Origin of the sequence: Ferrovibrio sp., from assembly GCF_964218355.1 — a bacterium.
Taxonomy (GTDB): Bacteria; Pseudomonadota; Alphaproteobacteria; order Ferrovibrionales; family Ferrovibrionaceae; genus Ferrovibrio.
In genome coordinates, this window is the sequence record NZ_CAXPMC010000016.1 from 63,594 (window position 1) to 83,963 (window position 20,370).

Annotated in this window: 22 protein-coding genes and 1 tRNA gene; 9 read left to right on the plus strand and 14 right to left on the minus strand. The window is 68.3% G+C overall.

Translation table 11 applies throughout. From position 1 onward, the window contains the following. Positions 1 to 27: 27 nt before the first annotated feature. Genes ACEQZY_RS09495 through ACEQZY_RS09505 form a run of 3 tightly spaced genes read left to right on the plus strand, consistent with a single transcriptional unit; the run spans position 28 to position 3,185 of the window. Positions 28 to 534 carry an N-acetyltransferase family protein gene (locus tag ACEQZY_RS09495; protein ID WP_370153832.1) on the plus strand — a complete coding sequence of 169 codons (507 nt, stop codon included), beginning with the start codon at positions 28 to 30 and terminating at the stop codon, positions 532 to 534. Beyond that, positions 531 to 1,055, plus strand: coding sequence for a GNAT family N-acetyltransferase (locus ACEQZY_RS09500; protein ID WP_370153834.1), 525 nt, complete (start codon positions 531 to 533; stop codon positions 1,053 to 1,055). The genes ACEQZY_RS09495 and ACEQZY_RS09500 overlap by 4 nt, the downstream gene beginning before the upstream one ends. Before the next feature lie 42 nt (positions 1,056 to 1,097). Next, positions 1,098 to 3,185 carry an FUSC family membrane protein gene (locus tag ACEQZY_RS09505; protein ID WP_370153836.1) on the plus strand — a complete coding sequence of 696 codons (2,088 nt, stop codon included), beginning with the start codon at positions 1,098 to 1,100 and terminating at the stop codon, positions 3,183 to 3,185. A gap of 4 nt (positions 3,186 to 3,189) precedes the next feature. Here the strand turns inward: ACEQZY_RS09505 and acs are convergent, their stop codons facing one another. Together acs and ACEQZY_RS09515 are read right to left on the minus strand one after the other, a co-directional pair. Beyond that, positions 3,190 to 5,133, minus strand: coding sequence for an acetate--CoA ligase (acs, locus tag ACEQZY_RS09510; protein WP_341703815.1), 1,944 nt, complete (start codon positions 5,131 to 5,133; stop codon positions 3,190 to 3,192). 208 nt (positions 5,134 to 5,341) lie between these two features. Then, a complete protein-coding gene (locus ACEQZY_RS09515) occupies positions 5,342 to 5,890 on the minus strand; it encodes a MarR family winged helix-turn-helix transcriptional regulator (RefSeq protein ID WP_370153838.1) in 549 nt (182 codons plus the stop codon). Positions 5,891 to 6,034: 144 nt separating this feature from the next. Here ACEQZY_RS09515 and ACEQZY_RS09520 point away from each other — a divergent pair, with 144 nt between their 5' ends. Then, on the plus strand, positions 6,035 to 6,583 hold the full coding sequence (locus tag ACEQZY_RS09520; RefSeq protein ID WP_341703813.1) for a PaaI family thioesterase: 549 nt from the start codon (positions 6,035 to 6,037) through the stop codon (positions 6,581 to 6,583). Between the two features lie 19 nt (positions 6,584 to 6,602). Here ACEQZY_RS09520 and ACEQZY_RS09525 read toward each other — a convergent pair whose 3' ends face one another. Continuing rightward, positions 6,603 to 6,842 (minus strand): DUF1127 domain-containing protein, encoded by a 240-nt coding sequence (locus ACEQZY_RS09525; protein WP_370153840.1) that lies wholly within the window; start codon positions 6,840 to 6,842, stop codon positions 6,603 to 6,605. 133 nt (positions 6,843 to 6,975) lie between these two features. Beyond that, the gene (locus ACEQZY_RS09530; RefSeq protein ID WP_370153842.1) at positions 6,976 to 7,326 is read right to left on the minus strand and encodes a DUF1127 domain-containing protein; all 351 of its coding nucleotides are present in this window, start codon (positions 7,324 to 7,326) and stop codon (positions 6,976 to 6,978) included. 118 nt (positions 7,327 to 7,444) lie between these two features. Between ACEQZY_RS09530 and ACEQZY_RS09535 the strand changes: the two genes are divergently transcribed. The 3 genes from ACEQZY_RS09535 (at position 7,445) to ACEQZY_RS09545 (ending at position 10,143) form a co-directional block, all read left to right on the plus strand. After that, positions 7,445 to 8,218 (plus strand): winged helix-turn-helix domain-containing protein, encoded by a 774-nt coding sequence (locus ACEQZY_RS09535; protein WP_341703810.1) that lies wholly within the window; start codon positions 7,445 to 7,447, stop codon positions 8,216 to 8,218. 149 nt (positions 8,219 to 8,367) lie between these two features. After that, positions 8,368 to 8,441: transfer RNA gene (locus tag ACEQZY_RS09540), tRNA-Gly, on the plus strand. Positions 8,442 to 9,072: 631 nt separating this feature from the next. Next, positions 9,073 to 10,143 carry a hypothetical protein gene (locus ACEQZY_RS09545; RefSeq protein WP_370153844.1) on the plus strand — a complete coding sequence of 357 codons (1,071 nt, stop codon included), beginning with the start codon at positions 9,073 to 9,075 and terminating at the stop codon, positions 10,141 to 10,143. 31 nt (positions 10,144 to 10,174) lie between these two features. On the opposite strand, the gene ACEQZY_RS09550 is transcribed toward ACEQZY_RS09545, so the two are convergent. Next, positions 10,175 to 11,395, minus strand: a complete 1,221-nt coding sequence (locus ACEQZY_RS09550) for a CaiB/BaiF CoA transferase family protein (RefSeq protein WP_370153846.1) — start codon at positions 11,393 to 11,395, stop codon at positions 10,175 to 10,177. Between the two features lie 31 nt (positions 11,396 to 11,426). Further along, positions 11,427 to 12,620 carry an acyl-CoA dehydrogenase gene (locus tag ACEQZY_RS09555; RefSeq protein WP_341704221.1) on the minus strand — a complete coding sequence of 398 codons (1,194 nt, stop codon included), beginning with the start codon at positions 12,618 to 12,620 and terminating at the stop codon, positions 11,427 to 11,429. Positions 12,621 to 12,762: 142 nt separating this feature from the next. Between ACEQZY_RS09555 and gcvA the strand changes: the two genes are divergently transcribed. Further along, positions 12,763 to 13,659 carry a transcriptional regulator GcvA gene (gcvA, locus tag ACEQZY_RS09560; protein ID WP_370153848.1) on the plus strand — a complete coding sequence of 299 codons (897 nt, stop codon included), beginning with the start codon at positions 12,763 to 12,765 and terminating at the stop codon, positions 13,657 to 13,659. On the opposite strand, the gene ACEQZY_RS09565 is transcribed toward gcvA, so the two are convergent. Next, positions 13,656 to 14,672: an adenosine deaminase gene (locus ACEQZY_RS09565; RefSeq protein WP_370153850.1), complete on the minus strand. Its 1,017-nt coding sequence runs from the start codon at positions 14,670 to 14,672 to the stop codon at positions 13,656 to 13,658. The genes gcvA and ACEQZY_RS09565 overlap by 4 nt on opposite strands. Positions 14,673 to 14,803: 131 nt before the next feature. Here ACEQZY_RS09565 and ACEQZY_RS09570 point away from each other — a divergent pair, with 131 nt between their 5' ends. Continuing rightward, positions 14,804 to 15,379 carry an HdeD family acid-resistance protein gene (locus ACEQZY_RS09570; RefSeq protein WP_370153852.1) on the plus strand — a complete coding sequence of 192 codons (576 nt, stop codon included), beginning with the start codon at positions 14,804 to 14,806 and terminating at the stop codon, positions 15,377 to 15,379. Here the strand turns inward: ACEQZY_RS09570 and ACEQZY_RS09575 are convergent. The 7 genes from ACEQZY_RS09575 to asnB form a co-directional block, all read right to left on the minus strand. Continuing rightward, positions 15,376 to 15,798 carry an arsenate reductase ArsC gene (locus ACEQZY_RS09575; protein ID WP_370153854.1) on the minus strand — a complete coding sequence of 141 codons (423 nt, stop codon included), beginning with the start codon at positions 15,796 to 15,798 and terminating at the stop codon, positions 15,376 to 15,378. The two genes, ACEQZY_RS09570 and ACEQZY_RS09575, sit on opposite strands and share 4 nt — an antisense overlap. Then, entirely contained in the window at positions 15,795 to 16,853 is a 1,059-nt protein-coding gene (gene arsB, locus ACEQZY_RS09580; protein WP_370153856.1) for an ACR3 family arsenite efflux transporter, read from the minus strand. Before arsB ends, ACEQZY_RS09575 begins: the two co-directional genes overlap by 4 nt. 15 nt (positions 16,854 to 16,868) lie before the next feature. Beyond that, the gene (locus ACEQZY_RS09585) at positions 16,869 to 17,390 is read right to left on the minus strand and encodes an arsenate reductase ArsC (RefSeq protein WP_370153858.1); all 522 of its coding nucleotides are present in this window, start codon (positions 17,388 to 17,390) and stop codon (positions 16,869 to 16,871) included. An 11-nt stretch (positions 17,391 to 17,401) separates the two neighbouring features. After that, a complete protein-coding gene (locus tag ACEQZY_RS09590; protein ID WP_370153860.1) occupies positions 17,402 to 17,881 on the minus strand; it encodes an ArsI/CadI family heavy metal resistance metalloenzyme in 480 nt (159 codons plus the stop codon). After that, positions 17,850 to 18,221, minus strand: a complete 372-nt coding sequence (locus ACEQZY_RS09595; protein ID WP_341704229.1) for a metalloregulator ArsR/SmtB family transcription factor — start codon at positions 18,219 to 18,221, stop codon at positions 17,850 to 17,852. The genes ACEQZY_RS09590 and ACEQZY_RS09595 overlap by 32 nt, the downstream gene beginning before the upstream one ends. Before the next feature lie 3 nt (positions 18,222 to 18,224). Continuing rightward, positions 18,225 to 18,428 carry a hypothetical protein gene (locus tag ACEQZY_RS09600; protein ID WP_370153862.1) on the minus strand — a complete coding sequence of 68 codons (204 nt, stop codon included), beginning with the start codon at positions 18,426 to 18,428 and terminating at the stop codon, positions 18,225 to 18,227. Positions 18,429 to 18,513: 85 nt separating this feature from the next. Continuing rightward, complete coding sequence (asnB, locus tag ACEQZY_RS09605; RefSeq protein ID WP_370153864.1) at positions 18,514 to 20,370, minus strand: asparagine synthase (glutamine-hydrolyzing); 1,857 nt, start codon at positions 20,368 to 20,370, stop codon at positions 18,514 to 18,516.

Genomic DNA, 20,370 nt, shown 5'->3' on the forward strand with positions numbered 1-20,370 from the left:
GGCGGCCGGCCGGCTATCATCTGGGCCATGACCGACCCGATCCTGCTGCGCGATGCCGGCCCGGCCGATGCCGAGGCGATCCGCGCCATCTACAACGATGCCGTGGTCAATACCACGGCGGTGTTCGACTATGCGCCGCGCGACGCCGCCGCCCAGGTCGCCTGGCTGCAGGCCAAGGCCGGGCAGGACCTGCCGGTGCTGGTGGCCGTATGCGACGGTATCGTGGCCGGCTATGCCAGCTTCGGGTCCTTCCGGCCCTGGCCGGCCTATCTGCATACGGTGGAGAATGCCATCTACATCGCACCCGAACGGCGCGGCCAGGGCATCGGCCGGCGCCTGCTGGGCGCCCTGGTCGAACGGGCCGCCGGGCGCGGCCTGCACACCATGGTGGCCGGCATCACCGCCGACAATGCAGCCAGCCTGCGCCTGCATGAAAGCCTCGGCTTCGAACGCGCCGGCCTGATCCGGCAATGCGGCTGGAAATTCGACCGCTGGCTGGACCTGGTCTTCCTGCAGAAGATGCTGACGCCATGACCCGGATTGCCCGGCTGGATGCCGCCGCCGCCCGGACCGCGCTCGACGACCTTGCCGAGCTGCTGTGGGACAGCGTCGATGGCGGCGCCAGCGTCAATTTCGTCAAACCCTTCGGCCGCGACGAGGCCCGGGATTTCTGGCTGCGGGTGATCGACAGCATGGCGGCCGGCGGCACCGTCATGCTGGCGGCGCAGGATGAAGCCGGCCGCATTGCCGGCACCGTGCTGCTCGGCCTCGACACCCCGCCCAACCAGACGCATCGGGCCGATGTGAAGAAACTGCTGGTGCATCGCCGCGCCCGGCGGCAGGGCCTCGCCCGCCTGCTGATGCAGGCTGTTGAACAGGAGGCGCGGCAGCGGAACCGCCGGCTGCTGACCCTCGATACCGAAGGCGGCAGCATCGCCGACGGATTCTATCCGGCGCTCGGCTATGTCCGCTTCGGCTGCGTGCCCGGCTATGCCATGACGGCAGATGGCAGCCGGCTGGCCGATTGCGCCTTCTTCTACAAAATCCTCGCCTAGGCCATCCGCGGCTGGCTAGACTGCGGTCTCGCAAGGGGTTGCATGCGTCTCAGCTTCACCAGCCTGTCCCTGCCCTCGCAGCAGATCGTCAGCGGCCTGACGGCGGCCATCGGCGTCGCCATTGTGGCGGCGGGAGCCGGCATCGCGGGCGGCGCCCCGGTGGCCGCCGCGATGGCGACCGGCGCCGCCTGCACCAGCATCGTCGATATCCCGGATGCCCTGGAACACAAGCCGGCGGGTTTCCTGATTGCCTGCGGCCTGGGCGGCCTGATCACCCTGGCGGCGGGTCTCGGCGGCGACCTGCCCTGGCTGGTCGGCCTGCTGGTGGTGGCCGTCAGCTTCCTGGGCGCCATGATCACGGTCTATGGCCGGCCGGCCATGCCACTCAGCATGGCGCTGATCCTGTCGCTGATCTTCGTGCTGGGCACGCCGCTGCGCGACGGTCGCGCCGCCATCGAGCATGCGCTGTATTTCACCGCCGGCGGGGCTGCTTACGCGCTGTATGGCATGCTGGCCGGCTGGCTGCTGGAGGCCCGCCACAAACAGCTGGCCCTGGCGGAATCGCTGCATGCCTTTGCCGATTACGCGCGCCTGAAAGCCCGGCTGTATGACATCGAGGCCGGCATCGACGAAACCTTCGCCACCCTGATCGAGCGGCAGGTGCTGCTGATGGAGCGTGTGCAGGCTGCCCGCAACCTGCTGTTCCGCCGCATCAACGGCGATCATGACCGGCAGATGGCGGCGGCGCTCGGTGCCGCACTCGATGCCTTCGAGACCTTCCTGTCCAGCCAGACCGATTACTGGCTGCTGCGCGAGCGGCTGGGCAAGGCCACCATCATGACCGCGATCCGCGACGGCATCGTCGAATGCGCCGGCCTGCTCGACCGCCTGGCGCTGGAGATCGGCAGCGGCCATGAGGCGCCGCCCTTTGTCCGGCTGCAGGGCCGCTTTGCCGAGATCGCCGGGCTAGCCGACCGGCTGCAGATCGACACGCCGGCCGGCGACGCGGCACAGCAGGAAGCCATTGCGGCCGTGCAGGCGCGCATCGAGACGATCCGCCACGGCATCGACCAGCTGGTGATGCTGCAGCGGGTGATGCGCGAGCCGGCGGCGGCGCAGGCGCGGCTCGACGGAATCGACCTCGATGCCTTCCTGCCGCCGAAACCCTGGCGGCTGGCCGCGCTGCGGCGGCAGCTGCGCTGGCGGTCGCCGATCCTGCGCTATGCCCTGCGGCTGACCGCCGCGATGGCGGTGGCTTTCCTGCTGTCGAAACTGCTGGAGCCGTGGCTGCCGCATTCGAGCTGGATCCTGCTGACCGTGGCGGTGATCATGCGGGCCAGCTACAGCGCCACGCGGCAGCGCCAGAAGGACCGCCTGATCGGCAACCTGGTCGGCTGCGTGCTGGCCGCCTTCGCGCTGCATGTGCTGCCCGACCCGGCCCTGCTGGTGCTGACCTTCGTCACCATCGGCTTTTCGCATGCCTATGCGCCGGTGCGGTACCGGGTGACATCGACCGCGGCCTGCGTGATGGCCCTGCTGCTGATGCATTTCATCAACCCGCACGAGGAGGCGCTGCTGCTGGCCCGCCTGCTGGATACGGCGCTCGGCGCCGGCATTGCTGCGGCTTTCAGCTTCCTGCTGCCGGTCTGGGAGCGGCAGGGCCTGCCCGGGCGCATCGCCGCCCTGCTGCAGGCCGACCGCGCCTATATCCGCCAGGCCCTGCGCCGCAATCCGGTCGAGCAGGCCTATCGGCTAACCCGCAAGCAGGTTTTCGACGCGATCAGCGATTTTGCCGGCATGCTGCGCCGCCTGCCTGACGAGCCGGGGCGGCAGCATGACCTGGCCCTGCTGCGCCAGTTCCTGACCGCCAATTACCGGCTGGCCTCGTATCTTGCCTCGCTGCAGGTGCTGCTGCGCATGCGCGGCGGCGATTATGCACCGGAAACGCTGGAAAGCCTGGTGCTGCAGAACCGCGAGCGGCTGCTGGGCCAGCTGGAGCCGGAAGCGACCGATGCACCGGTGCCGGCAGACGGCGCCGCCGGCAGCCTGGAACAGCGGCTGCAGGAAACCATGGCGGTGGCCGCCGAGGTCGGGCGGCTGGCGGCGCGGCTCAGGCCGGCGCCAGCCTGAACCGTCAGCCCTTGTTCATCCGGTTGTTGACCAGATCGTCAACCACCGTCGGGTCGGCCAGCGTGCTGGTATCGCCCAGGCTGGAGAATTCATTCTCCGCGATCTTGCGCAGGATGCGGCGCATGATCTTGCCCGAGCGGGTCTTCGGCAGGCCCGGCGCCCACTGGATCAGGTCGGGCGAGGCGATCGGGCCGATCTGCTGGCGCACATGGGCCACCAGCTCCTTGCGCAGTTCCTCGGTGGCGGTGACGCCGGCCTTCAGCGTCACGTAGGCATAGATGCCCTGGCCCTTGATGTTGTGCGGATAGCCGACCACGGCGGCCTCGGCCACCTTGGCATGGGCGACCAGCGCGCTTTCCACCTCGGCCGTGCCCATGCGGTGGCCGGACACGTTGATCACGTCGTCGACGCGGCCGGTGATCCAGTAATAGCCATCGGCATCGCGGCGGCAGCCGTCGCCGGTGAAATACCGGCCGGGGAAGGTGGAGAAATACGTGTCGATGAAGCGCTGGTGGTCGCCATAGACGGTGCGCATCTGGCCCGGCCAGCTGTCGGCGATGCACAGGTTGCCCTCAGTGGCGCCGTCCAGCGGGTTGCCCTCGCCATCGACGATCAGCGGCTGCACGCCGAAGAAGGGCAAAGTGGCCGAGCCCGGCTTCTGGCCGATGGCGCCCGGCAGCGGCGTGATGAGAATGCCGCCGGTCTCGGTCTGCCACCAGGTATCGACGATCGGGCAGCGGCCATCGCCGACCACGCGGTGATACCACAGCCAGGCTTCCGGGTTGATCGGCTCGCCGACCGAGCCGAGCAGCCGCAGGCTGGCGCGGCTGGTCTTCTTCACCGGCGCCTCGCCCTCGCGCATCAGGGCGCGGATCGCGGTGGGCGCGGTATAGAAGATGTTGACCTTGTGCTTGTCGATCACCTGCCAGAAACGCGAGGCATCCGGATAGTTCGGCACGCCCTCGAACATCAGCGTGGTGGCGCCGTTGGCCAGCGGGCCATAGACGATATAGCTGTGGCCGGTGACCCAGCCGACATCCGCCGTGCACCAGTAGATGTCGCCATCGTGGTAGTCGAAGACATACTGGTGGGTCATTGCGGCGAAGACGAGATAGCCGGCGGTGGTATGCAGCACGCCCTTGGGCTTGCCGGTCGAGCCCGAGGTATAGAGGATGAACAGCGGGTCTTCCGCATTCATCGGCTCGACGGCACAGGTGGCCGGCACCTTCGCCGCTTCCTCATGCAGCCAGACGTCGCGGCCGGCGGCCATGTCGATCTTGCCGCCGGTATGCTTCACCACCAGCACGGTCTTTACGCCGGGGCAGGATTTCAGCGCCGCATCGGTATTGGCCTTCAGCGGCACCGGGCGGCCGCCGCGCAGGCCCTCGTCGGCGGTGATGACGAACTGGCTGTCGCAATCCTGGATGCGGTTGGCGAGGCTGTCGGGCGAGAAGCCGCCGAAGACGATGGAATGCACCGCGCCGATGCGGGCGCAGGCCAGCATCGCATAGGCCGCCGCCGGGATCATCGGCAGGTAGATGGTGACGCGGTCGCCCTTCCTGACGCCCTTCGCCTTCATCACGTTGGCCATGCGGCAGACTTCGTCATGCAGCTTCTGGTACGTGATGTTCTCCGACTTCGCCGGGTCGTCGCCTTCCCAGATGATGGCAGTCTGGTTCGCACGCTTGGGCAGATGGCGGTCGATGCAGTTGGCCGAGACGTTCAGCACGCCATCGTAGAACCAGCGGATATGCAGGTCCTTCTTGTCATAGGAGACGTCCTTCACCTTGGTGAACGGCGTGATCCAGTCGACGCGCTTGCCATGCTCGGCCCAGAAGCCTTCCGGGTCCTGCACCGACTGGTCGTACATGGCCTTGTATTTCGCAGCATCCACCCAGGCGCGCTTCGCCCAGTCGCCCGATACCGGAAACAGTTCGTTCTCGGCCATGATCGGCTCTCCTTCCCGCATTTTCTCTGTCGGCCCGCCGGCACCGGTGGCTGATCACCGATGGCAGACGGGTGGCGTTTCCTGCCGCGCGGCCTGTCGGGCCGCGGCATGTCTCGCGGCAATGATGCCCCGCACCTGCCGCGGGAACAAGGTGCCCCGCCGATCCCTTCGACCAAAGCATTAGGGAACAAGGAAGAATTATTGGCGCTCAGTCCTCGCCGGCGACGGCGGGATCGGCCGGCAGATCGGCAGGGGCCGGCATGCCGGCAATCGCCGCCGCCAGCCCGGCCGCCAGCCCCGGATAGGCCGCACCCAAAGCCCCCAGCATCTCGTCCTGCGCCTGGCGCCACAGGGCGATGCCGGCGCGGTAGGCCTGGCGGCCCTCGCGGGTCGCCCGCACCGCTTTGGCCCGGCCGGCCGGTTCCAGGGTGACGAGGCCGGCCGCGACCATCGGCCTGAGGTTGCGGGTCAGCGTGGTGCGGTCGAGATCCAGCGCCCGCGCCAGTTCGGTGATGCTGGCCGGCCGGCCGTTGCGCTTCTCGAAGGCGGCGGCCATGCCGACCAGGCTGTGCTGCGGCAGGCCGAGGCCGATCTGCGCCAGATGACGGGAATACAGCGCGCTGGCCCGGCGGGCGGCCGAGCGCAGCAGGAAGCAGACACAATCCTCGCGGCCATCGGGGGCCGGCGGCGGCAGGATGACCGGGTCTGCCGGGCGGATCGCGCCGGCGGCAGGACGGGGTTGCGGGGCTGGCTCCATATCGTGTATATACACGATAGAGGCCGGCGGGGCAAGATCGCCATCCGGCGCCGCCGGCCTGCCTTCCGGCCGGTCTCCCCAGACTGCCACCCCACCAGTTCCGTGCTCCGTTGACCCGACCCGTGCCGCCCAGGAGAGTTGCCGATGTCCGCCGCCCCCCGAGAAACCGCCCCGGCCGACACGGCCGGCCATGCCGCCCGCTATCCCTTCGACGCCCGGCCGCCCGAAGGCGGCGATTATGCCGTGGTGCCGGTGGAAACCCTGCGCAGCATGCCGGGCATCGAGCTGTTCCGCGGCATCATGGCGGGCAGGCTGCCCGGGGCGCCGATCGCCCAGATCATGAATATGTGGATCCACGAGGCCGAGCCCGGCCGGGTGGTGTTCGGCTCCCGGCCCGGACCGCAGCATTACAACCCGATCGGCAGCGTGCATGGCGGTTTTTCCGGCACCATGCTGGACAGCGCCATGTCCTGCGCGGTGCAGTCGCTGCTGCCGCAGGGCCAGGGCTACACGACGCTGGAATACAAGGTCAGCCTGGTGCGCGCGATCACCGACAGGATCGGCGCCGTCTATGCCGAGGGCAGGGCGATCCAGGTCGGCAGCCGGGTCGGCACCGCCGAAGGCCGCATCTTCGATTCGGCCGGCAAGCTCTATGCCACCGGCACCACCACCTGCCTGGTGTTCCCGATCTAGTGCCGTTCAGCGCCGCCGGTCAGCGCCGCCAGAGCGGCTTGCGCCGTTCGGCCCAGACATCGGCGCGGGTCAGACCGACATCCTTCAGGGCCGCATCGCTGAGTTCGGCCAGCTGGTCGCGTTCGCGGCCCAGTCGCTGCGCCGCCAGCAGATCGGCAGCGAAGGCGGCAACGGCCTGCCGCAGCCGTGCGGCAAGGCTGCGCGGCGACAGCAGGGCGCCGGACGGAGTCCGGGTGATCATGATCGTGGGCGAAGACATGGCGAGACACCGTTTGTTTTTGTCTGGGGCTTTCCTTCATACGCCTGCCCCGTGACGGCCCCGTGACGACCCCCTCGCGGCCACGGGGTGGCCATGGGGCGGCCCGCGACGCGCGGTGGGAAGCCGGGCCCCGCTACCGGCGCCAGAACGGCCGCGCCAGCCCGGCCATCAGCTCGGCGCGGCTGAGCCCCGCATCGGCGAGCTGGCGGTCATCGAGTTCCGCCAGTGCCGCCCGCATCCGTGCCCGCGTCTGCAGGGTGACCAGCCACAGAAACCCGTCGGCCAGCAGGCGGAACGGATGGACCGGGCGGGAGCTGATTCTGGCGGTGGTTCTGGCACTGATTCTGGCGGTGGTTCTGGTGCCGGTTCTGGCGGTGGTTCTGGCTGCAGCTGTCATGGCGGGGTCCTCATGCAGGTCGGATTCGGTCACGGCCCCGGTATAGCGCCGGGCCGGCCGGCCATGGTTCGGGGCCGGCCGAACCATCCACCGGACCCCGTGCCGATGCTTCGGCCGCGACCGAAGCATCCCGCATTGCGCCGCCGCCGCCGGCGGGCCAGAGTCAGAGCCATGACAGGCACCAGCGAATGACAGGCACTGGCGAATGACGGGCAGCACCGAACCGCATTTCGCCGCCGTGGCCGCCCTGCTGGGCGATCCGGCGCGGGCGAATATCCTGCGTGCCCTGATGGATGGCCGCGCCCGCACGGCCAAGGAGCTGGCCGCCATTGCCGGGGTGACGGCGCCCACCGCCAGCGGCCATCTGGGCAAGCTGGTGGCGGCCGAACTGCTGAGCGTGCTGGCCCAGGGCCGCCACCGCTATTACCGGCTGGCCGGCAGCCTGGTGGCCTGCACCATCGAGAGCCTGATGGCGCTGGCCGGCGAAAAGCCGCTGCCGCGCCACCGGCATAACCGCGCGCTGACCGGCGCCCTGCGGGCCGGCCGCACCTGCTACGACCATCTGGCCGGCCGGCTCGGCGTGCAGATCCACGACCGCCTGCTGCGCGAGGGCTGCCTGCTGCCGGCCCTGCATGACGACGGCGATGGTGGCCACCGCCACGGCGGGGACGGCGATTACACGGTCAGCGCCGCCGGCCGCCTGCTGCTGGCGAAACTGGAAATCGACGTGGCGGCCGTGGCGCGGCAGAAACGCGGCTTCGCCCGGCCCTGCCTGGACTGGAGCGAACGGGTGCCGCATCTGGCCGGAGGGCTGGGCGCCGCCATTGCCGGGCGCTGCTTCGAGCAGGGCTGGCTGCTGCGCCGGCCGGACAGCCGCGCCGTGACCCTGACCCCGGCCGGCCAGCTGGGCCTCGCCCGGGTCTTCGGCATCGACGCCGCCCGCGAGATGGCGGCGGCCGCGGAAGGCGCGGATGGCTGAAGGCGGCGAAGGCTGAAGGCGGCGAAGGCTGAAGGACGGGCAGCGCCGAGGGGGGCGCGGGACGGCAGAAGCCGCTGAAAAGCCGGGCCGGCCGGAAACCGGACCCGTTGATAATCGGCGGCGGCTTGGCTATCGTCGCGGCGGCTTAAGCGGGTGTAGCTCAATGGCAGAGCAGAAGCTTCCCAAGCTTACGACGGGGGTTCGATTCCCCTCACCCGCTCCAGGTTTTCCCTGACATCGCGACACCGCCCGCCCCGGGTCCGGCCACATCCGGACGCCCTTGTCGCGGCCGGAATGTTCCCTATATGTTTGCACTGAACTCTTCCCGCTGCCGGACATCGTGAAGACCTGCACCACACCGTCTGACGCCAGGGTCTGACGCCGGGAGAGCCTGATGCCGGGCTGCATGCATGTGTATGTAAACCGGGCGTCCCGGAACCGGAACGAACCGCCACGAACCGTGCCGAACCGATATGAACCGACGCGAACCGTGCCGAACCGCCACGAACCGCCCGGAGCCGAAACGAACCGCGCCGAACCGTCGCGAACCGGGACGAACCGCAACTGGCCGCAACTGGCTCCGTCCGCGCCCCGCCTCGGTCCGGCCCGGCGACAATTTCGTGAAATTCCAGAGACTTGCGGGAACATAGGGCGGCCATCGGCCGGAAACGGGCCGGGTAGTCTTTGCACCGGCCACCCGTATGGGGGTATCCTCGGCGGGTACTCGACAAGTCATATCCCGCGCAGGCCTGCCGCTTCCCGGCCGGCCATCCGGCAGCGTTTTTCCGCCGCCCCAGAAACCGGTCCGCACCGCCAGCCCTGGCGGCCGCGGCCGAGACAACGAGGAGACGACCATGTCTGCCACGCCGCCCGCCACGCCCGCCGCCCCGGCTGCTGCAGCCCCGGCTGCGGCCGGCCCGGCCCCCGCCGCCACTGCCGCCGCCGCCATCGACGGGGATTATTCCGCCATCAACCAGGCCAAGGCCGATTTTTCCGCCATCTACGTGCAGCCGGATCCGCGCGCCTATTTCCGCACGCTGGGCGCGCTGGGCTACGGCATCCCGCATCTGGCCCGGCCGGTCTTCGAGCAGCTGATCGCCGCCCGCCGCCAGGCCAGGCTGGCCGCCGGCGAAGACGCGACGGTGACCGTGCTCGATCTCGGCTGCTCCTACGGCGTCAATGCCGCGCTGATGAAATATGCGCTGGGCTACGACCAGCTGATCGAGCGCTACGACCTGATGGCCCAGCAGCAGGCCGGCCCGGACGACATGCTGCGGCTCGACCGCCATTATTATGCCGCCTGGCCGCAGCGGCCCGATATCCGCGTGATCGGCCTCGACGTGTCCGGCCCGGCCGTGCGCTATGCGGAAAGCTGCGGCATCCTCGATGCCGGCATCGTCGCCGACCTGGAGAGCGAAGACCCCGGCGCCGAGGCTGCCGCCCTGCTGTCGGGCATAGACCTGATCGTGTCGACCGGCTGCGTCGGCTATGTCACCAGCCGCAGCTTCCGGCGGCTGGCCGATCTGTGCATCGCCGCCGGCCGCGAAGCGCCCTGGGTCGCCTCCTTCGTGCTGCGCATGTTCGATTACGGCGACATCGCCCAGGTGCTGAAGCGCCACGGCCTGGTGACGCAGAAATTCGAAGGCGCCACCTTCGTGCAGCGCCGCTTCCGCGACGAAGAGGAAATGCGCGGCACGCTGGAAGCGCTGTCGGCTCGCGGCCTCAGCGCCGCCGGCAAGGAGGCCGACGGCCTGTTCCATGCCGAGCTGTTCTTCTCGCGGCCGCAGGCCGAGAGCGAGGCGCGGCCGATCAACCGGCTGGTTTCGGTGACCAGCGGCGTGAACCGCAATTACGGCCGCCGCCCGCGGCTGCCGCAGCGGCCGGTGCGCAACGTGCGGCCGGCGCGGCCGGCGATCATGGCCTGACTGAGATCATGCCGGCCAAGATCACGCCAGCCTAGATCACGCCCCTGCTGCGCAGGGCGGCCAGCGCCGCCTCGTCGAGGCCGAGCCGCTCGCGCAGCACCTCGCCGGTATGCTCGCCCAGCAGGGGCGGGCCGCGGTCATAGCTGACCGGTGAGGCCGACAGCCGCAGCGGGCTGGCCACGCTGGGCAGCGTGCCCTGCTGGCTGTGCGGCACCGTCTGCTGCAGGCCGCGGGCCTGCACATGCGGATCGGCAAACACGCGGTCGACCGTGTTGATCGGGCCGCAGGGCACGGCGCGCTTTTCCAGCGCCGCGATCAGGTCGTCCATGGTGCGTCGGCGCGTCTCGGCCTCGATGGCGGCGACGATTTCGGCGCGATGCTGCAGGCGCTCGATATTGGTGGCAAAGCGCGGATCGGTCTTCCACTCCGGATGGCCGAGCTCGTCGGCCAGCTTGCCGAACTGGCCGTCATTGCCCACCGCGATGATCACATGGCCGTCTGATGTCGGAAAGCTCTGGTAGGGCACAATGGCGGCATGGCCGTTGCCCATGCGCACCGGCACCTCGTTGCCGACCAGGTAATAGGTCGCCTGGTTGGCCAGCGCCGCCACCTGCACGTCCAGCAGCGCCATGTCGATATACTGGCCCTGCCCGGTGCGGTCGCGCTGGTGCAGGGCGCCGAGGATGGCGATGGTGGAATACAGGCCGGTCATCACGTCGGCCAGCGCCACGCCGGCCTTCTGCGGGCCACCGCCGGGCAGGCCGTCGCGCTCGCCGGTCACGCTCATCAGCCCGCCCATGCCCTGGATGATGAAGTCGTAGCCGGCCCGCGGCGCATAGGGCCCGGTCTGGCCGAAGCCGGTGATCGAGCAGTAGATCAGCCGCGGATTGACCTGCGCCAGGCTGTCGTAGTCGAGGCCGTATTTCTTCAGGCCGCCGAGCTTGTAATTCTCGACCACGATATCGGCCTGGGCGGCAAGGTCGCGCAGGATCTTCTGCCCGTCTTCTGTGGCCATGTCGATGGTGACCGAGCGCTTGCCGCGGTTGGCGGCCAGATAATAGGCAGAATCGGCCCGCGCGCCGGTTTCCGGGTCCTTCAGGTAGATCGGACCCCACCGGCGCGTGTCGTCGCCCTCGCCCGGCTTCTCGATCTTGATCACGGTGGCGCCAAGATCGGCCAGGTTCTGGGTGCACCAGGGCCCGGCCAGCACCCGGCTGAGATCGAGCACGACGATGTCGTCGAGCGCGCGCATGCCGCCCTCCGTCAGTGGCTGCGGGACAGGATCAGTAGAAGGCCTGGATGCCGGTCTGGGCGCGGCCGAGGATCAGCGCATGCACGTCATGGGTGCCCTCGTAGGTGTTCACCGTCTCCAGATTCACCAGGTGGCGCATCACGTGATAATCCTCGTGGATGCCGTTGCCGCCGTGCATGTCGCGGGCCATGCGGGCGATCTCCAGCGCCTTGCCGCAGTTGTTGCGCTTGATCAGCGAGATCATCTCCGGCGCGGCCTGGTCCTGGTCGCGCAGGCGGCCGACCCGCAGGGCAGCGTTCAGGCCCAGCGCGATCTCGGTCTGCATGTTGGCCAGTTTCAGCTGGATGATCTGGTTGGCGGCCAGCGGCCGGCCGAACTGCTTGCGCTCCAGCACATACTGGCGCGCCTGGTGCCAGCAGGCCTCGGCGGCACCCATGGCGCCCCAGGCGATGCCAAAGCGGGCGCTGTTCAGGCAGCCGAACGGGCCCTTCAGGCCCTGCACGTTCGGCAGCAGGTTCTCTTCCGGCACGAACACGCCGTCCATGACGATCTCGCCGGTGATCGAGGCGCGCAGACTGAGCTTGCCCTGGATCTTCGGCGCGCTGAGGCCCTTCATGCCCTTTTCCAGCACGAAACCGCGGATCACGCCATCCTCGGTCTTCGCCCAGACGACGAAGACATCGGCGATCGGCGAATTGGAGATCCACATCTTGGCGCCGGTCATCTCGTAACCACCGGGCACCTTCCTGGCGCGGGTCTTCATGCCGCCCGGATCGGAACCGTGGTCGGGCTCGGTCAGGCCGAAGCAGCCGATCCATTCGCCCGAGGCCAGCTTGGGCAGGTATTTCTCGCGCTGCGCCTCGGTGCCATAGGCATAGATCGGGTACATCACCAGGCTGGACTGCACGCTCATCATCGAGCGGTAGCCTGAATCGACGCCCTCCACCTCGCGGGCGATCAGGCCATAGGCGACATAGGACGTGCCGGCACAGCCATAGCCCTCGATCGTGGGCCCGAGCAGGCCAAGCTCGCCCATTTCGCGGAAGATCGACGGATCGGTCTTCTCCTCGCGGAAAGCCTCCTTCACCCGCGGCAGCAGCTTGTTCTGGCAGTAGTCGCGGGCGGTGTCGCGGATCAGGCGCTCGTCCTCGGTCAGCTCGGCATCGAGGTTGAACGGATCATCCCACTGGAAGGCGGCGCGGGCGGCAGGGCTCTGGGCGTTCATGGCGGTTTCCTCAGGGCAGGACGGGAATCGGTGTCTGTTTTGCGGGGAGTTAGCCCCGAATTCCGGTCCGGCAAGCTGGCAGACCGACGGTTGGCGCGCAAACGAATTCTCGCTATTACTTGATGACCGGAGGTTATCAACTTTGGCCCTGCCCCGCCGCTTCCTGCCGCCGCTGTCGGCGCTGACCGCCTTCGAGGCGGCCGCCCGCCACGAAAGCTTCACGGCCGCCGCCCGCGAGCTGAATATCAGCCAGGCGGCGATCAGCCGGCGGGTGCAGCTGCTGGAGGAAATCCTCGGCCTGACCCTGTTCGAACGGGTCCGCCAGCGGGTGATCCTGACCCCGGCCGGCGCGGCCTATGCCCGCGAGCTGCAGGACGCGCTGGGCCGCATCGGCACGGCGACGGTGAACACCATGGCCGCCCGGGCCGGCCAGGCGACGCTGACCATCGCCACCCTGCCCACCTTCGGCACCCGCTGGCTGATCCCGCGCCTGCCGGATTTCGCCGAGAAGCATCCGCAGATCACGGTCAACCTGCCGACCCGCATCGAAAGCTTCGATTTCGCCGCCGAGCCGCTGGACGCCGCCATCTCGTTCGGCGATCCGGTCTGGCCCGGAGCCGTGGTCGACAAACTGATCGAGGAAGAACTGGTACCGGTGGCCAGCCGCCGCCTGCTGGCGCAGCATAAAATCCGCAAACCGGAAGACCTGTTCCGCATCCCGCTGCTGCAGCAGTCGACGCGACTCAGCGCCTGGCCCGACTGGTTCGCACTGCAGGGCATCGCCTGCCCGCCGGTGCCGCTGGGCCCGCGCTACGGCCAGTTCGCCATGGTGGTGCAGGCGGCGGCGATCGGCATGGGCGCGGCGATCGTGCCACGCTTTCTGGTGGAGCGCGAACTGAAGGCCGGCGATCTGGTCATCCCGTTTCCGCAGAGCCTGGGCAGCAACCAGGCCTATTGCCTGTTCTATCCGGAGGCGCGGCGCAACGATCCGGCGCTGCGCGCCTTCCGCGACTGGCTGCTGGACATGGTCCGGCGCTAGATCGCAGCGGCAGCGTAGGCTGCCAGCGCGGCGAGATGCCGCTGTTTCGCCGCCTCGTCGAGAAACGCCGCGCGGAAACCATTGCCGGCGAGCGTGACAATCTCGTCCCGCGTCAGGCCCAGGGCCTGCTGCACGGCGGTGAAATTCTCGGTCATGTAGCCGCCGAAATAGGCCGGGTCGTCGGAATTCACCGTCGCCACCAGCCCGGCCTGCAGCATGCGCCGCAGGGGATGCTGCGTCATGTCCGGCACCACGCAGAGCCGCAGATTCGACAGCGGACAGACCGTCAGCGGCATCTGCTCCTGTGCCAGCCGCACGACCAGCGCGTCGTCTTCCAGCGCCCGGTTGCCATGGTCGATGCGCTGCACCTGCAGCAGGTCGAGGGCCTCGCGCACATATCCGGGCGGCCCCTCCTCGCCGGCATGGGCGACCGCTTTCAGGCCGAGGCCGCGGGCACGGGCGAAGACGCGCCGGAATTTCGACGGCGGATGACCCTTCTCGGAGGAATCGAGGCCGACGCCGATGAACCGCTCGCGCCACGGCATCGCCTCGTCCAGCGTGCGTTCGGCCGCCGCCTCGTCGAGATGGCGCAGGAAACTGAGGATCAGGCTGGTGGTCAGGCCGTAGCTGCGCTCGGCGTCTTTCATGGCCGCCCACAGGCCGTCGATCACCGTGCGGAAGGGTATGCCGCGGTCGGTATGGCCCTGCGGATCGAAGAAAATCTCGGCATGCAGAACATTCTGTTCGGCGGCGCGGCGCAGATAGGCCATGGCCAAGTCGTAGTAATCCTGCTCCTGCTGCAGGACATTCATGCCCTGATAGTAGAGGTCGAGGAAGTCCTGCAGGTTGCCAAAGCTGTAGGCCGCCCGCGCGGCGTCGACATCGGCATAGGGCAGCGCCACGTTGTTGCGCCGCGCCAGCGCCACCATCAGTTCGGGTTCCAGCGTGCCCTCGATATGGACATGCAGTTCAGCCTTGGGCAGGCCGGCGATGAAGGCAGCGGGATCGGTCATGGATCAAGGGTAACGCCAGGCCGGCAGGGCTGCAATCGCGGCAGAGCTGCATAAAACGGCATGGCGATGCAATCCGGCCACGGAGTCCCTATATTGGCCGGAGCGACAGCAGGAAAGGAAGGACAGTCCCGATGGTCGAACGCATGCCGCCCGGCAGGGCCGCCCCGATGTCGAGCCGCCTGTGGTGGCTGATCGTCATGCGTGGCATGGCCGCCCTGCTGTTCGGTCTGGTGGCCGTGTTCTGGCCGGGCATCAGCCTGGCCCTGCTGGTGGTCATCTTCGGTGCCTACGCCCTGATCGATGGCGCCATCACCCTGCTCTATGCCCTGCGGCAGCCGGCCGGCCAGGGCCGTCGCGGTTTTCTGCTGCTCAACGGCGGCAGCGCCGTTGCCATCGGCCTGATCAGCGTGCTGTGGCCGGATGCCACCATCGTGCTGCTGCTGTATCTGGTGGCAGCCTGGGCGCTGATCTTCGGCATCATCGAAATCGCCGGCAGCCTGCGGCTGAAACGCGAGTTCGGTCCCGACTGGCCGCTCAGCAAGGGCGGCATCCTGCTGGTGGCCTTCGCCCTGCTGCTGCTGATCTTTCCCGGCGCGGTGGCGGTCGTCACCACCTGGATCATCGGCGTGATCGCCCTGCTGGTCGGCATCGCCGTGCTGGCCTTTGCCTGGCGCCAGCACCAGCGCGACCGGATGATCATCGACTAGACGCCAGCAGGCAGTTCGCCTTTCAGGCGCTCCAGCCGGGCACGGATGGTGTCCCGGGCGGTCCGGAACCGGTCGGCCATCTGCGCCGGGGTCAGCGCCGGATCGTCGGAGGCAGGATCGGGGATCGGCCAGTGCAGCCGCCGCACCCGCCCCGGCATGACCGGGCAGACCTCCTCGGCGCAGAGCGTGACAACCAGGTCGATACCGGCCGGGTCGATGCTGTCGACGATCTTCGACGACTGGCCGGTGATGTCGATACCGATCTCGCGCATGGCCGCGATCGCGTAAGGATTGACCCGGGTTGGCGACGAACCGGCGCTCTGCACGCGGATCCCGGGCCCCAGCATGTCGCGCGCCAGACCCTCGGCCATCTGGCTGCGCGCCGAATTCGCCACGCAGAGGAAAAGGATGCTGGTCATTCCGCAGCCTTCCCCTTCAGGACATGTGCCGGCGCGGCACCGCGTTCATACCAGCCCTTGCTGGATCGGACGATCCTTACCACCGACAGCATCACCGGAACCTCGATCAGCACGCCCACCACGGTGGCCAGTGCCGCACCGGATTCAAAGCCGAACAGGCTGATTGCGGCCGCCACCGCCAGTTCGAAAAAGTTGCTGGCGCCGATCAGGGCCGAGGGCGCCGCCACGCAATGGGCAACGCCGAAGCGGCGGTTCAGCCAGTAAGCCAGTCCGGAGTTGAAATAGACCTGGATCAGTATCGGCACCGCCAGCAGCGCGATCACCAGCGGCTGGTCGATGATCTGGCGCCCCTGGAAGGCGAACAGCAGCACCAGGGTGACCAGAAGGGCCATCAGGGAAATCGGGCCGAGCGTCTTCTGCATTGCCTGCAGCGCCACCGCACCGCGGCGCAGCAGCGCCCGGCGCCAGAGTTGTGCCGCGATCACCGGTACCACGATATACAACCCGACCGACAGCAGCAGGGTTTCCCACGGCACGGTGATTGCCGACAGCCCGAGCAGCAGGCCGACGACCGGCGCAAAGGCCACCACCATGATGGCGTCGTTCAGCGCCACCTGGCTGAGCGTGAAATGCGGCTCGCCATCGGCAAGGTTGCTCCACACGAAGACCATAGCCGTGCAGGGTGCGGCAGCCAGCAGGATCAGTCCGGCGATGTAGCTGTCGATCTGCGTCTCCGGCAGCCAGGGCCGGAACAGCCAGCCGATGAACAGCCAGCCCAGCAACGCCATCGAGAAGGGCTTCACCGCCCAGTTGATGAACAGGGTGACGCCGATGCCGCGCCAGTGTTCGCGCACCTGCCCCAGAGCCGCGAAGTCGATCTTCAGCAGCATGGGAATGATCATCAGCCAGATCAGCACCGCCACCGGCAGATTGACCTGGGCGATCTCCATGGCTCCGATGGCCTGTATCGGCCCGGGCAGGACATGCCCGAGGGCGACACCGGCCACGATACACAGCGCGACCCAGAGAGTGAGATACCGTTCAAACAGCGACATCGGTGCGGTGCTCTGTCAGGCGGCGCTATCGGTGGAGCGGTCTGTCATGCGACCGATCTCGTCCAGCTTGCGCTGCAGGCTCAGTTCGTCGATGGCCTTCAGCGGCAGGCTGAGGAAAATGCCGATCCGGTTGCCCAGCAGGCGATAGGCCTCCGTGAAGGCGTAGCGCCGCTGCGCCTCGGTGCCTTCGGCTGCCGCCGGATCCGGAATACCCCAGTGGGCAGACATCGGCTGGCCGGGCCAGACCGGACAGACTTCGGCGGCGGCGTTGTCGCAGACGGTGAAGACGAAATCCATCTGCGGCGCCTCCGGTGCGGCGAATTCGTCCCAGGATTTCGACCGCAGGCCGGTCATGTCGTGATGCAGGTTCTGCAGCAGCTCGAGCGCATAGGGATGCACCGCTCCTTTGGGCTGGCTGCCGGCACTGAAGGCACGGAAACGGCCGTGTCCCAGCTTGTTCATGATCGCCTCGGCCAGGATGCTGCGGGCCGAATTGCCCGTGCACAGGAACAGAACGTTGTAGATTCGCCCGGTCATCGTGCTCTCCGTCAGCCGCAGCAGGCCGATTTCGGCTGCGGATCGGCAGCCGGAGCGCAGCAGCTCTGCGCCGCATCCGACATCACGACGGACGCTGCGGCCGGCAATGCGGCGGAATCGCCATAGGTGGTGCTGCGACCATGGGTCAGGAAGGTTTCCCAGGCGATGCCCTGGGGATCGCGCACCCAGGCCTTGTCGGATTTCGCATAGCAGCAGGTGGTCTCGCCCTGGTCGAAAACCGCCGCGCCGGCCGCCTTCAGGGCACCGGATACCGCCTCCAGCTCGGCCTTGTCCTCGACCTGGATGCCGAGATGGTCGAGGCCGCGGATGGTGCCGTGCGTCGATATGGCGAAATTGACGCGCGGATCCTCCAGCATCCATTTCGCATAGTCGGACTCCTGCACGACCGGTCCGGCGCCGAACAGCACCGAATAGAAGCGGACGGATTCCGCGATGTCGTTAACGGCGACGTTGACGTGCAGGCGCTTCATTGGTGTCTCCCTTGGCAAGCGCGGCAGCGGGCTGGCAGGCCGGCGCGCAGAGCGCACCGGTCCCGCAGCAGTTTTCGGTCAGGAAGCCGACCAAGCCATTCATCGCGGCGAAATCGGCGGCATAGAAGATCTGGCGGCCGACCCGGCGCTGGGTGACCAGGCGGGCATGCAGCAACTGCTGCAGATGGAAAGTCAGCGACGACGGCGGCACCCCGAGCGCATCCGCCAGCGCACCGGCCGGCAGGCCATCGGGGCCGCGCTGCACCAGCAGCCGGTAGAGCCCGAGCCGGTGTTCATGGGCCAGCGCGCCCAGCGCAGTCACGGCATTGACGGTTTCCATGCCTCACCCCTCCCTGCCGGTGCCGCCGCGCGTCACCCAGATCCGCGCCATGATGCGCACCAGCTGCGGGTCGGGCATGGCTTCATCGCGGGACCGGCGGCCGCCCAGGATCGCCCGCAGCCGGCGCCAGCCACCGGCAGATCGCGCCGGGCCGGGGACTGTCGGAGCGGGGCAGCAGGGCGCAGGAAACGGAATCACGGAAGCCATGGCTTATTCCCACATTCCGAATACTATCGAAATATATGGACCGCCGGAGCGCTTGTCCAGTCTCATTTTGATAAAAATTGAAATATCAGCCCGGCCGCCGTCCGGCGCCGTGATACCCCATGACCGTCCAGCACCACAGCATCAGCCGGTGGTCGGCGCGGCCCTGCCGATGCGCGGCATGCCAGCGGCCGGCAAGCGGCGCCCCGGTTCCGCCGGGCAGTGCATTGGCCGGGATGTCGATCTGCTTCAGCCAACCGGACAGCGGAATGCCGAACCCCTTCTTGCGCCGGCGGAGAATCTCGGCCGGCACCAGCCCCGCAACAGCCCGCTTCAGCAGATATTTGCGCCGGCCACGGCGCAGCTTGTGATGAGCCGGCAGCCGGCGGACGAAATCGACGAGATCGTTATCGAGAAACACCGCCCGGCTTTCCAGCCCGTGCATCATGGCCGCGCGGTCGACCTTGGCCAGGATGTCGTCCTGCAGATAGAGCCGCGTATAGAATTCGAGGCCGCGGTCGACCAGGCTGTCCGAATGGCCGCCACGCCAGATTGCCAGCGCCTCCGCATACAGTTCTTCCGGATCGACCGGCATTTCCAGCAGTTCGGCAATCGCGGCAGGCTCCAGCGGCGCCAGCCAGGCCGGATGCCACAGCTCCGGCCCGTGATCGAGGCCACCGAGGGCCCGGCGCAGCTTGTAGTCGAAACTCATGTTGCGGGGCGAATGTGGCAGCAGGTCGGCCAGGCGGCGCAGGCGGCGATGCAGGCCGCCGCGACCGACCACTGCCTGGTAGATACGGCCGAGCCCGAGTGCGGCAAAGGTGTCATAGCCGGCGAACAGTTCATCGCCGCCATCGCCGGACAGCGCCACCGTGACGCCGCGGCGGGCGAAACGGCAGAGCAGCCAGGTCGGCAGCAGCGACGGGTCACCCAGCGGTTCGTCCAGCCGCCCCAGCACCGCGGGAGCCAGATCGCGGGCGGCATCCAGTGTCAGCCTTTCCTCGTGATGGCGGGCGCCGATCGCTGCGGCCATCTGCCGCGCGTAAGCGGATTCATCGTAGGACGGCTCGGCAAAGCCGATCGAATAGCTGTCGATGCCGGCAGCCCCCCGCAGGTTCGCGGCAATGGCGGCAATGGCACTGGAATCGATTCCGCCGGAAAGGAATACGCCCAGCGGCACATCACTCATCAGCCGGCGCTGCACCGCCTGTTCCAGCAGGCCACGCAGCCGGTCCGCCGCCACTTCATCGGGCAGATCGCCATCCGGCTCCACCGCAAAACGCCAGTAGGCGCCGGTGCTGACCCGCCGCGCCGGCAGATCGAAACGCAGCCAGCCGCCGCCCGGCAGCTTCTGCACATCGCGCCAGTATGCATTGGGAGCGGGAATGAAGCCGTATCCGAGCAGCTTGGCCGCGGCCATCGGCGCGATTTCCGCCCGGAAGCCCGAATGCCCGGCCAGAGCCGTCAGCTCCGATGCGAACAGGAGCCGCCCGTCCTGCCAGGCCCAGTAGAGCGGTTTTTCGCCGAAGCGATCCCGCGCCATGAACAGGCATTGCCGGCGCCGGTCCCAGACGACGAAGGCGAACATGCCATTCAGCCGTGCCGGCAGCGCCTCTCCCCATTCGCGCCAGCCCTGCACCAGCACTTCCGTATCGCTGTGGTCGCTGCGGAAGACATGGCCGCGCGCTTCCAGATCACGGCGCAGGTCGCGGTGATTGTAAATCTCGCCGTTGAAGACGACGACGACCTCGCCGGTGGCATCGGCCATCGGCTGCGCGCCGCCGGCGAGGTCGATGATGGACAGCCGGCGGTGGCCGAGAAAGACCGGCGCGTCGGCATCGCGGTAGACGCCCTCGCCATCGGGTCCGCGATGGACCAGTGCCCGGGTCATCGCAAGGAGGTCATGCTCCCCGCCCTGTCCGACAAATCCCGCCAGACCGCACAT

Excerpts from the sequence above, each read along its gene's own strand:
- ACEQZY_RS09595 (WP_341704229.1), bottom strand. The coding sequence starts at position 18,221 with ATGGAAACCGTCAATGCCGTGACTGCGCTGGGCGCGCTGGCCCATGAA.
- asnB (WP_370153864.1), bottom strand. The coding sequence starts at position 20,370 with ATGTGCGGTCTGGCGGGATTTGTCGGACAGGGCGGGGAGCATGACCTC.
- ACEQZY_RS09545 (WP_370153844.1), top strand. The coding sequence starts at position 9,073 with ATGTCTGCCACGCCGCCCGCCACGCCCGCCGCCCCGGCTGCTGCAGCC.
- ACEQZY_RS09550 (WP_370153846.1), bottom strand. The coding sequence starts at position 11,395 with ATGCGCGCGCTCGACGACATCGTCGTGCTCGATCTCAGCCGGGTGCTG.
- ACEQZY_RS09520 (WP_341703813.1), top strand. The coding sequence starts at position 6,035 with ATGTCCGCCGCCCCCCGAGAAACCGCCCCGGCCGACACGGCCGGCCAT.
- ACEQZY_RS09600 (WP_370153862.1), bottom strand. The coding sequence starts at position 18,428 with ATGGCTTCCGTGATTCCGTTTCCTGCGCCCTGCTGCCCCGCTCCGACA.
- acs (WP_341703815.1), bottom strand. The coding sequence starts at position 5,133 with ATGGCCGAGAACGAACTGTTTCCGGTATCGGGCGACTGGGCGAAGCGC.
- ACEQZY_RS09525 (WP_370153840.1), bottom strand. The coding sequence starts at position 6,842 with ATGTCTTCGCCCACGATCATGATCACCCGGACTCCGTCCGGCGCCCTG.
- ACEQZY_RS09535 (WP_341703810.1), top strand. The coding sequence starts at position 7,445 with ATGACGGGCAGCACCGAACCGCATTTCGCCGCCGTGGCCGCCCTGCTG.
- ACEQZY_RS09495 (WP_370153832.1), top strand. The coding sequence starts at position 28 with ATGACCGACCCGATCCTGCTGCGCGATGCCGGCCCGGCCGATGCCGAG.
- ACEQZY_RS09585 (WP_370153858.1), bottom strand. The coding sequence starts at position 17,390 with ATGACCGGGCGAATCTACAACGTTCTGTTCCTGTGCACGGGCAATTCG.
- arsB (WP_370153856.1), bottom strand. The coding sequence starts at position 16,853 with ATGTCGCTGTTTGAACGGTATCTCACTCTCTGGGTCGCGCTGTGTATC.
- ACEQZY_RS09500 (WP_370153834.1), top strand. The coding sequence starts at position 531 with ATGACCCGGATTGCCCGGCTGGATGCCGCCGCCGCCCGGACCGCGCTC.
- ACEQZY_RS09555 (WP_341704221.1), bottom strand. The coding sequence starts at position 12,620 with ATGAACGCCCAGAGCCCTGCCGCCCGCGCCGCCTTCCAGTGGGATGAT.
- ACEQZY_RS09565 (WP_370153850.1), bottom strand. The coding sequence starts at position 14,672 with ATGACCGATCCCGCTGCCTTCATCGCCGGCCTGCCCAAGGCTGAACTG.
- ACEQZY_RS09515 (WP_370153838.1), bottom strand. The coding sequence starts at position 5,890 with ATGGAGCCAGCCCCGCAACCCCGTCCTGCCGCCGGCGCGATCCGCCCG.
- ACEQZY_RS09590 (WP_370153860.1), bottom strand. The coding sequence starts at position 17,881 with ATGAAGCGCCTGCACGTCAACGTCGCCGTTAACGACATCGCGGAATCC.
- ACEQZY_RS09530 (WP_370153842.1), bottom strand. The coding sequence starts at position 7,326 with ATGGTTCGGCCGGCCCCGAACCATGGCCGGCCGGCCCGGCGCTATACC.
- ACEQZY_RS09505 (WP_370153836.1), top strand. The coding sequence starts at position 1,098 with ATGCGTCTCAGCTTCACCAGCCTGTCCCTGCCCTCGCAGCAGATCGTC.
- ACEQZY_RS09570 (WP_370153852.1), top strand. The coding sequence starts at position 14,804 with ATGGTCGAACGCATGCCGCCCGGCAGGGCCGCCCCGATGTCGAGCCGC.
- ACEQZY_RS09575 (WP_370153854.1), bottom strand. The coding sequence starts at position 15,798 with ATGACCAGCATCCTTTTCCTCTGCGTGGCGAATTCGGCGCGCAGCCAG.